This window comes from Kitasatospora sp. NPDC059973, assembly GCF_042737525.1.
In the GTDB taxonomy this organism is placed as follows: domain Bacteria; phylum Actinomycetota; class Actinomycetes; order Streptomycetales; family Streptomycetaceae; genus Kitasatospora.
Window position 1 is genome coordinate 26,367 of sequence record NZ_JBHWUI010000026.1, and the last position, 12,607, is coordinate 38,973.

The window sequence follows — 12,607 nt, forward strand, 5'->3', positions numbered from 1 at the left end:
GCCTCCCTGCTGCTGCTACGGGCCGGGCCGACTACTCGGGCAGCTGCCCCAGCAGCGCGCCCTGACCGGACTGAAGGATGTGCGCCGCTTCCAGCGGCATCCAGAAGCACTCGAAGCGGGTCGGCGGCTGCTCGCCGTCGTGTTCCTCCTGGCTCATCCACCGCTCCGGGGTGTCCTCGGCGAGTTCGAGGTGGAAGATGTGCCGCTGCTGGAGCTCGCGGCGGTAGGGGGTCATGTCGTACTCGGTCTCGCCGAGCTTGGACACGATCTTGAAATCGGTGAGGCCGGTCTCCTCCCGCGCCTCACGCAGGACCGCATCCTCCGGCGACTCACCGGGGCGCACGCTGCCGGCGGGGACCTGAATCCCCACCTCCTCATAGGTGTTATCGGCGTGCCTGAACACCAGCAGCCTGCCGTCTCGCACGACGTAGGCGAGAACCTTCTCCCTGACGACCTTCTCCGGCACGGGGTGCTCCTTCGCTCTCTGGGATTCGTCCGCCGACCGGTTTCTGACGCCCGGTCAGCACGGGTGGGACAGGCTATCCGCGCACCCGGGGGCGCGTTCGGTGGCGTGCACGGTGTGCTGGCGTACGCCGTGGATCATGGTCCGGGGGTGCGCGCCCGGCCTTCGGGGTGGCGCCGGCCGCGCCGCGGGGGACGTGAGCGGCCGGCGCCGGGTGCGCCCGGCCGGTGTGCCTTGACCAGGTGTCGGGCGCAGTCTTGGGGGCCGCTATACGGCGGCAGGCTGCGGGTCGCGGCGCGGGTCGAGTGCCGACTCGGCCGGGGTACGCAGCGAGATCCGGGCACAGACCTTCTTCGCGAAGCTTGCGCGCTCCCACCACAGGCGTTCGGCGAGCCCGGCGACCAGCGCCAGGCCGCGCCCGCTGTCGTCGTCGTCCGCGGCCTGTTTGATGACGGGCTCGACAGCCCCCTCGCCGTCCCACACCTCGACCGTGAGGAAGCCGCCAGTCTCCAGATACAGGAAGACGTCGAGCCGGCCGACGATCCCGCCGTACCGCATCCCGTTCGTGACGAGCTCGGTGACGGTGAGCTCGATCGCGAGCTCGGCGCCGGCGTCGAGTCCGACGCCGTGTTCACTGAGGGCGGCAATGGTCTGGCGCCGCATGTCGCCGGGCGCCTTCGGGTGGTACTCCGGCGTGAAGTGCGCGATCTGGTCGCGATCGAAAGCTCTTTCGGACATGGGGATGCTCCAACGCACCAGCGATTGCCGCAAGATGACGAGACGTCACCGGCTCAGAACTTAGAGTGCTCCTTGGATCTCGCTATGACAACCTTGCGACCCGAACTGACGCGGTGAAAAACAGGTGTTCTATCGCGTTGCGCACCCAAGGGCTGCGAAACTGCACCCGAGATCGCACGTACCGCACCCAACGATGAGAGGAGTGCACCCCCGATGCCCAACGTGCGCGCCATCCCGACTGTCCGACGCCGGCGCCTCGGCCGAGCGCTGCGCAAGTTCCGCACCGGAGCGGGGCTGAGCCTCGACCAGGTCGCCGAGCTGATGAACACGAAGCCGGGCGCGAAGTGGGACGGCCCGAAGACCTCGCGGATCGAGAACGCGAACGCGAAGATCAGCGCTCCGGAAGTCGTCACCCTGCTCGGCCACTACGGCGTGACCGACACGGAGACCGTCACCGCGCTGGAAGATCTGGCCCGCACCGCTGGCAAGCCCGGGTGGTGGAGCACCTACGGCGGAATCGTCCCTCCGCACCTCGAAGACCGCATCGACGCGGAGACCGAAGCGAAGGTGATCCGCGCCTACTACGGCACGGTGATCCCCGGCCTGCTCCAGACGGGGGCGTACGCACGGGAGATCACGGCCGCGACCGCCTTCCACATCCCGAAGGAGCAACACCCCGGGATCGTGGATGTCAGGATGGGCCGACAGGCCACCCTCACACGGCCGGACGACCCGGCCGAGTGCTGGTTCGTCATCCATGAGGCACTGCTGTTCCAGAAGTTCACCCCGCATCCCTCACTGATGCGCGAACAGCTGATGCGGCTGCTCGACGTGAGTGAACTCCCGAACGTGAACCTCCAGGTGATGCCGCTGGATTCAGGGCCGCACCCGGGCGCCCGGGGCAACCTGTCGATCTTCCACTTCCCGAAGCCGTGGCCCTCCCTCGTCTCCACCGAGAGCGCGGGAGTGAGCCACTACATCGAAGGTCCGGAAGCCGCCGAGCGCTTCCAAAAGGACTTCGATCGCATCGTGGCCTCGGCACTCCCCGCCGACCGGTCCCGAGACGCCATCCGCACCCACATGGAAGGAATGACCCGGTGAGCACCACCCCCGACCCCAAGGCAGACCTGTACGCGCTGGAACTGACGGGCGCCACCCGGCGCAAGTCGCCGCTCAGCACCGACAACGGCGACTGCGTAGAGATCGAAGACCTCCCGGGCGGCGGCGTCGCCGTCTTCGACTCCAAGCGACCCGACCGGACCGACCTTCGATTCACCAAGGCCGAGTGGCACGCCTTCAAGGAAGGCATCCGTCAGGGCCTACTCTGACTGCCCTACGAAGAGCCGGCTCCCCCCGTCCGAAGCAGGGGGAGCCGGCTCTTTGCCGTACTGGCGTTCCATCCCCATCACCAGGTGCGGAGCAAACCCGAACGGGGCCCGTAGCGCCCGGACAGCACGGCGGCCGACGCCGCCCCGTGAGGTCTCCGCGATCCGACTCGAAAGCGCCCGGCCCCCATGGCATCCCAGGGGGCGGGCGCTTCGGCATTTCCGAACAGGAAAGCCGCAGGTCAGCCTAGGATTGGCCCCGTACCGTGTGCACACCGAGAGGGGGCCAGATGCTCATCCGACTTCGCCGGCTGTTCCGGTCGGCGGCGGGTCACCGCGATTGGCTGGTGCACGACGTGGAGCGCGGCATCGTACGGCGTGAACGAACGCAACGGAGCGCGGCCCGCTGGGGGCACCAGTGGTTCGCCTTCCACAACGACCCCAATCTCGCGTTCATAATCCTGCCGGTCGATCGGTGCGCACGGTGGGGCATCGACCCGACGGAGCCCGAGCTCTACCCGGGCGACGCCTACGCCAAGGGCCCCGGTCCCATGTAGCCGATCGCAGACCGAAGCGCCCGCCCCCGGTGTCGAGGGGGCGGGCGCTTCGCGTTTCCCGGGCCGCGCGGCGGGCCGGGGTGCTGGCCGTGTCAGTCGTTGACTGCGGCGACCTCATCGCCGGGCAACTCCTGGCGGTGGCCGTTCACGAGCTCGACGACCACGGTCTCGGCGTTGCTCTCGACGATCTCGCCCTCGCGCGGCCAGTCTTCGGGAACGGCGTACTCGGGCACAACGACGGCGGTTCCAACAGGTAGCGACATGACGGGCTCCCTTGGGTGTGGGTTCGTGGACCAGCGCGGACGCGCATCCCCTCGGGGCTGATGAGCTCTCACCATACGGCCGCCTGCGGCTCCCGCGACGGCGGGACGGACGCGGAGGGGTGGGCTAATCGGGTGATCACCCGCAACGGCCCCGTCCGGGCGTCGTTCATCCGGTGCCCGCCGGGAGTAGCCCGTTGGGCGTACCGCTCGGAGAGGGGCATCGGATGCACCCGTTCATCACCAGGGCCGCGGCGCTCGCGACCGCGCTCACGGCCTGTCTGTTCGTCACTGCGGCGCCGGCCGCCGCGTCGAGTCGCCGCAACAGTGGGGAAGCCTGCACCCATAACTGGAACGGGCCCCAGGTCTGTATCCAGATCGACGGTCACGACGATTGGGCCGACCGCGTCACCGTGACGTGGACCGACCCCGGGCGCGGCGTTGACCGGTCCACGGCGATGCTTCATGAGGGCGGCGAGCAGCGGGAGGTTCACATCCGGCAGGAGGGCCACCGCCAAGACGGCAAGATCACGGCCGAGTGGACTGGAATCCGGCTCGCGTGGGGCAAGGTGTGCGGCTCTTTCACCGGCACAAACGGCGTGTGGGCCTGTCAGGAAGTGCACACGGGCGGCCCCTACTCGTCCTGACCCCGGATACGCGAAGCGCCCGGCTCCCGTCTCGGGGCCGGGCGCTTCGCGTGTGGTCAGTTCGACTCGGGCGTCTCGCGGCCGAGGCCGAGCTCGGCCCGGGCCGCCGCGTCGAGCTCCTCGACGGTGGCGTACTGCCGGCCGAAGGTCGGCCGGTGGTCGAGGCCGATCAGCCTGTCCCAGTCCTCGGGGCTGGTGGTCTTGCGGCCCTCCCGCATGATCTGGCTGAGCAGGGCCCGGACCTCGTCGTCGTGCGGGGCCGTGGCGGCGAGCAGGGAGCTGGCTTCGTCGAGCATCACGGCGAGCGGAAGCTCGGCAGTCGTCTTCCCTTCACCGCCGCGGCGGGAGGGGACCATCGCCCAGCGGTCCAGCGAGCCGGCGGGGTCGTGGTCGGTTACCGGCTTGAGGACGATCGACTTCCCGCCGTGAAAGCGGGCCGGCTCAGTGACCACCGATCCGGCGGGGTGGCGGTAGGTCAGGGTCGGCTCGGCGGCGGCCGGGACGGGTGAGGTCGCGGCGGAGCTCTCCGCGTTCTCAGGGTTGCTGGTCACGTCAGCACCTTTCGGGGGTTCTGCGGTTCCGGGGAGATCAGGGGCCGGGGATCACGCGGACGATGCGCACGACGCCGGCCGCCCCGGTCGGGCGGTGGACGCGGGCCACGACGGAGACGCTCGCGCCCCTCGCGATGATCGACATGCTGTCGCCGTCGGCGCTGAGCCGGGTGATCCGGACGCGCTCGGGGTCGGACGGTTCGGCGGGCCGGTCGGTGACGGGATCGAGGGCCAGCCGGGTGCCGATGGCGCGCAGGGCATGCCGGTAGCTGAAGGGCAGGGCCGCGATCTCCGCGGCGAGCTTGGCGTCGGCAGGCGCGTCGGTGGGGGCGCCGGTGCCGAGGAGCACGTACCACCGCACCTCGGAGCCGACCCGCTCCCACCAGGGGCCGGCGGTCACCGATCGGCCTCGGCCTGGTCGAGGACGTCGAACAGGCTGATCCCGTCGAGGGTGGGGCGGGCGCGGTCGAGCGCGGCGTAGGTGGCCGGGTCGGCGAGCTCGTCGGCGATCCGCCCCCAGTACTCCAGGGTCCGGGGGGCGCTGAAAACGTCGGCGGCGTGATGCTGATCGGTGAAGTCACCGATCAGGCCGCCGCCGTCGTCGTCCGGCAGGGCCGCGCTGATGGAGTTGTAGGTCCTGGGGATCGGCACGGGGCCCATCCCGAGCGGTTGTGCGGTCATGTGTCCGCCCCTCCCTCTCTCGTTGTGACGACGCTACCGGTCCGGTGGCGTCGGGTGTGCGGGGTCAGCGCTCGCCGAGGAGGGCGGCGGCCTGGTCGAGCTTCTCGCGCAGCAGGGGCAGGCAGAGGCGGCACAGGCCGTCGCGCCCCGGGGTGAGCTGCGGGAAACGGATGTTCACCTCGCCGACCGGCAGCTCGTTGGCGCATTCGAAGCAGCGCGGAATGTCGGTCTCGCCCGCGTCCCAGTCCGGCTCTCGCCACAGCTCCAGCGGGAACCCGCCGTCGGGCAGCTCGGGCAGCACCTTGCGGGCGAGCTCCTGGGCGGCCTGGGCGTGCGTGAGGTCGTGGTCCTCGGCGTACTCGCGGGTGTCCATCTTCTTGGCGCGGTTCTTCACCATGGTCAGCTCTTTCCGACAGGCCGCGGCAGGGCACAGCGCGGCCAGGGGTAAGGGGTGGTCTCTCACGCGATTCGGTGAACCTTTGCAGCCACCCCGGCCCGGGAGGGCGGACGGTGGCGCGGGCAGGCGCTCTGCCGTCTCCACGGTAGGGCCCGGGCCTGACGGTCCGGGCGGTTTCCGGTGATTCGTCGTTCAGGCCAGCGGCGTGGGCCTGGTTCAGTCGGCGGCCGGGATCAGGCAGGCGACTGCCTCGATCAGGTGGTGGACAGCTTGATCCATTAGGTAACTGCCGTTAATTCCACCGGAGTTGTGTCGATAGAACTCGCCCTTGCCGATGGCGTCGCAAGCGCGGCGCAGTGGCTCGCGTCGATCAATCAGGTAGTGGCTGGCTCCGGTCACCGCCAGGGCGGCGAGGAGGCGGCCGGCGGGCAGGCGCACCCCGAGCGCGCGGGCGCCGACTCCGATCACCGCAGCTTGGGTGGCGGTGTAGGTCAGCGAGTGCCGGAGGCAGGCGGCCCGGCCGGCGCGGGTGCCGTACTGCTCGCCCTTGTACGTGACCGGGGCGGCGTCGGTGGCGGCCTTGAGGACGGCATCCCTGCCGCTCTGTGTGATGTGGTCACCGAAGTTCGCCCCGGCGCGCATCAGGCCGAGGAGGGCCGCGTACCGGGCCGCCCGGCCCGCGGCGCTGTCGATGGAGGTGTGCATCATGGTCGTGCCCTCTCTCGCAGACGGGTGTGCGGGGCGGCCGGTGGTCCGGCCAGGCTTTCCGGCCGCCCCGCGTCGATGATGTGCCGTCAGCCTGTTCCGGGCTGCCCAGGAATGTGCAGGCGGAACGTGGGCCGGGTCACTCCCTGCTGCCCGGCCCGCCGTCGAACTCACAGCCCACAACCGTGATGGCGTAGCCCAGGCGCGCCGGCTCCGGCAGGCGCGGAGTCTGGACGTACATGTCCCACAGGATCGGGGCCGTCTCATCGTTCGATCGCCAGGTGATGACGAGCCGGTCGCCGTCCTCCCTCTGCCCGCGGAGCTCCTCCTCGCACCGGCGCTGCGCCTCGGCGACCGTGGCGTAGACCGGTTCGAGTCCCTCGTACGAGTAGGCGTCGCTGAACGTCGCGCGGTACTGCACGGTCAGGCCGGCAGCGGTTGCGGGCACCCAGGCCGGCACCTCGGCGTCGTGCTCGTCCAGCAGCGCGGCGGCCTGCTCGTCGAGTTCCTTCTCGACGGCGGCCCGGTCGCTGCCGGCGAGGTGGACGAGCACGGTCGCGGCAACCCTGCCCGTGCTGAGGACGAGCCCGTAGGCGTCTTGGGCGACGTGGTCCTCGCGCACGTACCTGTCGCAGTAGGCCCTGTGCCGCTCGGCACGGTCCCGGGCGAAGTTGTCGAGCTCCTCCTTGGTGAGCTGCATCCCGCCCTGGGCCAGGCTCTCGACGTGCAGCCCAACGAGAGCGAGGGCGGCGGGGGCCGACGGGTAGCTGTCCCCGTCTTCGCGGGCGGCTTGCCGTGCCTTGACGGACTGCTCGGCGAGCCACGTAGCCGCGTTCTCGGGGTCGTCGTCCAGCGCCACCACCAGGTAGAGCGCGGCGCGGCGGGCGAGCACGTCGAGGAGGGCGAGCAGCGGCTCGCGCAGCTCGCCGCGCACACCGGCGTCGGGGCCGCCGACCCAGCCCTCGACGAGCTCGGCGCAGCGGCGGAACTGCTGCTCGTCGGTGGCGGTGGGGTTGGGGAGCATGGCGTCGGCGGTGGCGCGGATCAGGCCGAGGGCGACGAGATCGGCGCCGAGGGCGTCGGGCTTGGGGCCGGCGGCGGTCACCGGGTGGCCTGCGGCAGTGCGGCGGCGGCCTGGGCGACGTGGTCGGCGGCGGCGTGGATGCGGTGGACGATCCGGCCGGACGCCTCGGCCAGGCCGGCGGGGGCGTCGCGGTGGGCGCTGTTGAGCAGCTCGATCGCCTCGGCGAGCTGCTCGCGGACGTCGGCGCGGTTCACGGTGCACGCCTTGCGGAGCTGGGTGAGGGCGCGGCGGATGGTGGCGAGGTGCTCGTCGGTGTCGAACTTGGCGGCCGGGTCGATCGGGTCGCTGACGCCGAGCGCGGGGGCGAGGGTCTGCTCGATCAGTCGGCTGATCGCGTTGACGTCGGTGTCGATCACGTCGAGCGGGTCGGCGGCGTGCTGCTCGACGTAGGAGCGCGTCGTCTCGGCCTGGTCGAGGTAGACCGCGGCGGCGCGGGCGAACTCGTCGGCGAGGTCGGGGTTCCCGTTGGCGTAGAAGGTGGCGGCGCGGCCCAGCTCGCGCGCGGCGTAGCCGATCTGACGGTGCGCGCCGGCGACGTGGGCGGCGACGCTCTGCCCGGCGTAGGCGTCGAGCAGGGTGACCGCTTGGGCGAGGTCGAGGCTCGGCGGGACCGGGCCGAGGTCGTGGCGCTCGGTGGCGGCGGCGAGGTGGCGGTGCAGGACGGGGAGCAGGTCCTCGACCCTGCGGCCGGCGTACGGCATGAGCGGCGTGCTGGTCATGGTGGTTCTCCTGGTCGGTGGCGGGTTTGGTGGTCGGCGGGGGGCCGGCTGTGCTTCCTACTCGGGGTTCTCGGTGGCGAAGCCGAGGGCGACGGATGCCGCGGCGATCCCCTCGGGGGTGATCGGGTCCATGGGCCCCTCGATCCGCAGGCACCACATCTGCCCGGTGCCCTCGGGCTTGATCAGGACGAACGGCGTGCCCTCGGGCGCACCCTCCCCGCTGGAGAGGAAGGCGTGCGAGGTGAGCGAGCCGTGCGCCGTGAGGGCGTTCGAGACCAGTTCGGCGATCTCGTCGGGGGTGTGGGACATGGTTGTCTGCCTTTCTGTTGGTGGGTGCTGTCTGACGAATGGATGGGGAAGTGCGACGGCTTCCTACTCGGCCCGGGCGTAGCCGGCGTTCTGGAGCGTGGTGGCCAGGGCCTCGGCGATGGCGTTCGGGTCTACGTCCGTGCCGGTGCTGGTGCCGGTGAAGTAGTCCTGTAGGGCTTCGAGCAGGACCGCGCGGGCGTGCTCGGTGGTCGGGCGGGGCGGGATCAGTGCGCCGTTCGCGTCGAACTGGAACTCGCCCTCGGTGTACGCGGCGAGGAGCTGCTCGGTCACGTGGCTGACGGACAGACCGTCGTCGATGCGGGCGCGCTCCTTGGCGGCTCCCCAGACCGGGCCGAGGACGTTGATCAGCCGGGCGACCTTGCCCTCGGGCAGGTCCTCGACGGACGGTGCGCCGGTGCCGACGTCGTAGTTCTTCGGCGTGGTGCGCGGCTTCATCTTCTTGCGCTCGACCGGCACTCGGCAGACCAGGCGCGTCACCGGCTTGTCGTCGGGGCCGGGGACCTGCCCGAGGGCGAACGGGAACCCTGTCGTGGACGTGGTCGCCGTGATCTCGGCGGCGGCCTGGGCGATGACCTCCTCGGCGCGGTCGGTCAGCGGGACGACGTAGGTCTCGACGACGCGGCCACCTTCGGATCTGCCCTCGATCATGACGTCTCGGTCCTCGCCGCGCTGGCGAAGGCCGAGCTTGCGCAGGACTGCGGAGATGGCGTTGGTCGGGTTGCTGGCGGGGGCGGGCATCGGGAGGTCTCCTGTCGGGCTCGGTAGGGTGGTGCGCACCGCGTTCTGCTTCCTTGGTCGGTGGCGGATCGGTCGGCGGCGGCGAGCCCGGATTCCCGGGCTCGCCGCTTTCGTGTCGGCACGCTCCGCACGCACGCTACCGGCAGTTATATAACTTCACGAAGCTTCGCGGGTGGGCTTCCGGGGAGCGTGCAGGGCGCCGCCGGTGCCGCGGACCGGGCTGCGGCGGTTGCGCCCGCCCGAGGCGGTCGGCGGGCGGAGCCTGCTGGCGGCGGGCATGGTCTGCGGGCGTCGCCGCGAGCGGTTGCCCTGCGGGCCGGTGACGCGCCGGGGCCCGCGGTGCGGTGCCCGGTGCGGCCGTCCGCCGACGTCGGCGAGGAGGTCCTCGACGGCCGCCGGCTCCTCCTGGTGCTGCTCGGCGTCGAGCTCTGCCGCGCGGTCGAGGAGGGCCTCGGCCGCGACGTGGGCGCCGATCCCGCGCAGCAGCTCGGCCCGCTCGCGCAGTTCGGCGGCGTCGGGCTCGGGCTCCAGCTGGACCGGCGCCCCGGTGGCGGTGATGGGGGCCTCGACGTACCCGGGCTCGTCGTCGGCCGGGTAGTCCTGCGGGTGGAGGACGCGGTCCAGTTCGGCGAGCTGCTCGGCGGTCAGCTCGACGCGGTCGGCGTCGAGTTCGGCGGCCCGCTGCTGCTCGGCTGCGCGCCGCTCGGCGAGCTCGGTCTCCAAGCGCTGGCGGGCGGCGCGGGCGTGCTCGGCGGCGTGGCGGTCGGCGACGCCGGCGGCGAGCTGTTCGGCGGTGGTGGCGGCGAGCCGGTACGCGGCCTCGGTGCCGGGCCGGGTGACCCGGTCGAGCCAGTCGTCGCCGAGCTCGCGCAGGGCCGCCCGGGCGGCTGCGCGGGCCTGGTGGGGGTACGGCTTGCCCGGGTCGAGGTCCTCCTCGGTCCCGGCCTGCGCGGGCATGGCCAGGGCGTGGGCCAGGGCGGCGCTGAACTCGCGGCGGAAGTGCCGTACGGCGGTACGGCGTTCCGCCGGAGTGCACCAGTGCTCGCCCTCCCCGGTGAGCCAGGCGGCGCAGCGGCGGCCCCAGATGCCCGAGAGCCGGTCGAGCTCGTCGAGGACGATCGGCAGGACCGCGCAGAAGCGGGCGAGGTCGGCGGGGGCGGCGCTCGCGCGGGCGTCGGTCCGTCCGCGGCCGAGGCGGCTCTCGCGAATCTCGCGGCGCTCGCTGGTGCCGCGCCAGTGGCCGCTGGGGGTGATCTCGTGGCCGGTGTCCACGTAGACGGTGCGGAAGTTGACGATCTTCTCGAAGTGGACCCCGAAGTACAGGCCGAGGGTCGCGGCGAGCTCGCGCCGCTCGGGGCCGCGCCGGGAGGTGTCGGCGAACTCCAGGCGGGCGCCCGCGTTGTTGCGGTAGGCGGTGAAGCCGTTCACCAGCCGGACGGCGGCCTCGCCGCGCCGCGGGGTGTAGGGGTTGGCCCACTGCGCCGGCAGGTTGTACGCGGCGGCCTCGGCGGTGTCCTCGCTGACCTTGACGTCGAACGGCAGCTCGGCGGCCGTCTCGGTGCCGGGCGCTGCGGGCTCGGGGGCCTGCTGGGCGTCGGCCTGGTCGGTCTGGCGGCCGACGGCGATCGAGGCGAGGCGCTGCATCTGCTCGCCGATGCCGCGGGTGCCGTGCAGCGGCGCGGCGGCGTGCGGCCACACCGAGCGGGCGAGGGCGACGTACGCGGAGCCGCCCAGGACGGTGACCTCGGCGCCGCCGAGCAGCAGGGCGAACGCCTGGTGCCGCAGGGTGGCCGGGGTGACGGTGCCGGGGTCGCCGGCCTTGAGGTCGTACGGCCTGATCCACTGGTCCAGCGGCAGCAGGCCGTACTTCGCGCTCAGGATGATGACCCGTCCGCCGGGGCCGGCGAGCTGCTCGGCGGCCCGGCGGGCGGCGCGGTGATAGGTGCCGGTGTACATCTCGCCGGCGGGGGCAACGTCGTCGAGCTTGGCGCCGCCGCACGGGACGATGATCACGCGCTCGCGGGGCAGCTCGGCGGCCAGGGCGCGGCCGGCGGTGGTGATGCTGCACCGGGACTTCACCAGGTCGCGGATGCGGTAGCCGGCCAGGATGCCGGTCCGGCCGGCGAGCCCGGCGAGGTCGCGCTCTTCGAGGGCGCAGAGCGTGCGGTAGTTGACCGCCTCGGGGAAGTAGCCCAAGGGGTGATCGGCGGCGGTGAGCAGGGCGCGCCGCTGCGCGGTGCCGAGGGTGCGGGCGGTGCGCGCGGTGGTGGTCTCCTCGGCGGTGGCGGCGCGGGTCTCGGCGTCGGTGACGACGAGCCAGCCGGCGCTCTGGCGCCGGTCGGTGGTGGTCATGGTCACGGGTTGGTGCTCCTGGTGTGGTGGTCGGTGGCGGTTCCCGGGGGCGAGGTTCCTCGCCCCCGGGCTGCGGGTGGTGCGGGTCAGGCGCGCTTGAGCAGGTGCGGCGGCATGGCGCTCACGCCGCCGTCGTCCCAGGTCACGCGCTGGAGCGGGGCCGTCTCGTCGGGCGGCGTGATGATGCCGGACGTGACGCCGCCGCAGGTGTCGCCGCAGCAGGGGCAGGTGTCCTGGTACGGCGCCGGCGGGTCGTAGCTCTCCGCCGGGTACTGGCGGGTGACGCGGATTCCGTCGGCGAGGTAGAGCGCGCCGGCGTAGTGGACGTTCTCGGCGAGCTGCTGCGGCTGCTCGCTGATGATCTGAGTCGGGGTCATGGTGGCCTTTGCTTCCGTGGTCGATGACCCCACCCTAGTGCAAGTTATATAACTTCCGCAACTTGGCTTGCCGGGCGTCCCCGACACTGCGGTCAGCCCTGGCCGCCGCACCGATCGCAGGTCGTCGCACCGCCGGCACCGTGCTGGTACAGGCGCAGCAGGCTGCGGGCGTCCACCGGCACCCAGACGACACCGCGGCAGGACCCGCGCCCGCACGGAGCGCCGCCCTCGACCCACCCGGCCTCGATGGAGACGCGCAGCGGGATGCGGGCGGAGCCGCGGGCGAGAGTGGCCCGCATGTACCCGTCGCGCGGGTAGTTCACCGTGACGTAGTGCGCGATCTGCTCGCCGAGGCGGGCGCGGAGCAGGGCGGCGGCGCGCTCCTCCTCGGTGGGCTGCTGGCGGCCGGCGAGCAGCTCGGCCATGTAGTCGGTCGGGGGCCGGAACTCGCCGTCGCGGGAGATCGGCCCGCACTGCGGGCAGGTGGAGTCGTTGAGGGCGCGGCACCGGGCCAGCCGGGTGCCGCAGCACGGGCAGTAGTGCGTCAGGCGCTCGGCCTCGGTGCCGACCTGGGCGCCGCAGCCCTTGCAGCTGGAGGGCTGCGGTCCGGGCCGGAACGGATCGGCGGGCGCGGGCGGGTCCTGGCGCTGGTGCGCGGGACAGCGGTTCATCGGCTGCTCTCT

The 12,607-nt window shown here is 72.2% G+C and carries 18 protein-coding genes; 3 read left to right on the top strand and 15 right to left on the bottom strand.

All coding sequences use genetic code 11. The features are described from left to right. Nucleotides 1-31: 31 nt before the first annotated feature. Nucleotides 32-466 (bottom strand): NUDIX domain-containing protein, encoded by a 435-nt coding sequence (locus tag ACFWA9_RS10090; RefSeq protein WP_380385186.1) that lies wholly within the window; start codon nt 464-466, stop codon nt 32-34. A gap of 264 nt (nt 467-730) precedes the next feature. Continuing rightward, nucleotides 731-1,219 (bottom strand): ATP-binding protein, encoded by a 489-nt coding sequence (locus ACFWA9_RS10095; protein ID WP_380385189.1) that lies wholly within the window; start codon nt 1,217-1,219, stop codon nt 731-733. 195 nt (nt 1,220-1,414) lie between these two features. Here ACFWA9_RS10095 and ACFWA9_RS10100 point away from each other — a divergent pair, with 195 nt between their 5' ends. Together ACFWA9_RS10100 and ACFWA9_RS10105 are read left to right on the top strand one after the other, a co-directional pair. After that, the gene (locus tag ACFWA9_RS10100) at nt 1,415-2,302 is read left to right on the top strand and encodes a helix-turn-helix transcriptional regulator (protein WP_380385192.1); all 888 of its coding nucleotides are present in this window, start codon (nt 1,415-1,417) and stop codon (nt 2,300-2,302) included. Then, nucleotides 2,299-2,529 carry a DUF397 domain-containing protein gene (locus ACFWA9_RS10105; RefSeq protein WP_380385195.1) on the top strand — a complete coding sequence of 77 codons (231 nt, stop codon included), beginning with the start codon at nt 2,299-2,301 and terminating at the stop codon, nt 2,527-2,529. Before ACFWA9_RS10100 ends, ACFWA9_RS10105 begins: the two co-directional genes overlap by 4 nt. Before the next feature lie 646 nt (nt 2,530-3,175). Here the strand turns inward: ACFWA9_RS10105 and ACFWA9_RS10110 are convergent. Then, entirely contained in the window at nt 3,176-3,346 is a 171-nt protein-coding gene (locus ACFWA9_RS10110) for a hypothetical protein (protein ID WP_380385198.1), read from the bottom strand. Between the two features lie 224 nt (nt 3,347-3,570). Between ACFWA9_RS10110 and ACFWA9_RS10115 the strand changes: the two genes are divergently transcribed. Beyond that, on the top strand, nt 3,571-3,990 hold the full coding sequence (locus ACFWA9_RS10115) for a hypothetical protein (RefSeq protein ID WP_380385201.1): 420 nt from the start codon (nt 3,571-3,573) through the stop codon (nt 3,988-3,990). Between the two features lie 56 nt (nt 3,991-4,046). On the opposite strand, the gene ACFWA9_RS10120 is transcribed toward ACFWA9_RS10115, so the two are convergent. From ACFWA9_RS10120 to ACFWA9_RS10175, 12 genes are all read right to left on the bottom strand, one after another. Beyond that, a complete protein-coding gene (locus tag ACFWA9_RS10120; RefSeq protein WP_380385204.1) occupies nt 4,047-4,541 on the bottom strand; it encodes a hypothetical protein in 495 nt (164 codons plus the stop codon). A gap of 37 nt (nt 4,542-4,578) precedes the next feature. Next, the gene (locus tag ACFWA9_RS10125) at nt 4,579-4,941 is read right to left on the bottom strand and encodes a hypothetical protein (RefSeq protein WP_380385207.1); all 363 of its coding nucleotides are present in this window, start codon (nt 4,939-4,941) and stop codon (nt 4,579-4,581) included. After that, nucleotides 4,938-5,222: a hypothetical protein gene (locus ACFWA9_RS10130; protein WP_380385210.1), complete on the bottom strand. Its 285-nt coding sequence runs from the start codon at nt 5,220-5,222 to the stop codon at nt 4,938-4,940. The genes ACFWA9_RS10125 and ACFWA9_RS10130 overlap by 4 nt, the downstream gene beginning before the upstream one ends. A 64-nt stretch (nt 5,223-5,286) precedes the next feature. Further along, nucleotides 5,287-5,619 carry a hypothetical protein gene (locus tag ACFWA9_RS10135; RefSeq protein ID WP_380385213.1) on the bottom strand — a complete coding sequence of 111 codons (333 nt, stop codon included), beginning with the start codon at nt 5,617-5,619 and terminating at the stop codon, nt 5,287-5,289. A gap of 216 nt (nt 5,620-5,835) precedes the next feature. Further along, nucleotides 5,836-6,327, bottom strand: coding sequence for a hypothetical protein (locus ACFWA9_RS10140; RefSeq protein WP_380385216.1), 492 nt, complete (start codon nt 6,325-6,327; stop codon nt 5,836-5,838). A gap of 136 nt (nt 6,328-6,463) precedes the next feature. Beyond that, nucleotides 6,464-7,429, bottom strand: coding sequence for a hypothetical protein (locus ACFWA9_RS10145; RefSeq protein WP_380385220.1), 966 nt, complete (start codon nt 7,427-7,429; stop codon nt 6,464-6,466). Continuing rightward, nucleotides 7,426-8,127: a hypothetical protein gene (locus ACFWA9_RS10150; RefSeq protein ID WP_380385223.1), complete on the bottom strand. Its 702-nt coding sequence runs from the start codon at nt 8,125-8,127 to the stop codon at nt 7,426-7,428. Before ACFWA9_RS10150 ends, ACFWA9_RS10145 begins: the two co-directional genes overlap by 4 nt. A gap of 57 nt (nt 8,128-8,184) precedes the next feature. Continuing rightward, nucleotides 8,185-8,436, bottom strand: a complete 252-nt coding sequence (locus tag ACFWA9_RS10155; protein WP_380385226.1) for a hypothetical protein — start codon at nt 8,434-8,436, stop codon at nt 8,185-8,187. Between the two features lie 63 nt (nt 8,437-8,499). Further along, nucleotides 8,500-9,195 carry a hypothetical protein gene (locus ACFWA9_RS10160; protein ID WP_380385229.1) on the bottom strand — a complete coding sequence of 232 codons (696 nt, stop codon included), beginning with the start codon at nt 9,193-9,195 and terminating at the stop codon, nt 8,500-8,502. Nucleotides 9,196-9,351: 156 nt separating this feature from the next. After that, entirely contained in the window at nt 9,352-11,547 is a 2,196-nt protein-coding gene (locus ACFWA9_RS10165; protein ID WP_380385341.1) for a DUF6884 domain-containing protein, read from the bottom strand. A gap of 86 nt (nt 11,548-11,633) precedes the next feature. Beyond that, nucleotides 11,634-11,924, bottom strand: coding sequence for a hypothetical protein (locus tag ACFWA9_RS10170; protein WP_380385232.1), 291 nt, complete (start codon nt 11,922-11,924; stop codon nt 11,634-11,636). Nucleotides 11,925-12,016: 92 nt separating this feature from the next. Then, the gene (locus ACFWA9_RS10175) at nt 12,017-12,595 is read right to left on the bottom strand and encodes a hypothetical protein (RefSeq protein WP_380385235.1); all 579 of its coding nucleotides are present in this window, start codon (nt 12,593-12,595) and stop codon (nt 12,017-12,019) included. Nucleotides 12,596-12,607 lie beyond the last annotated feature (12 nt).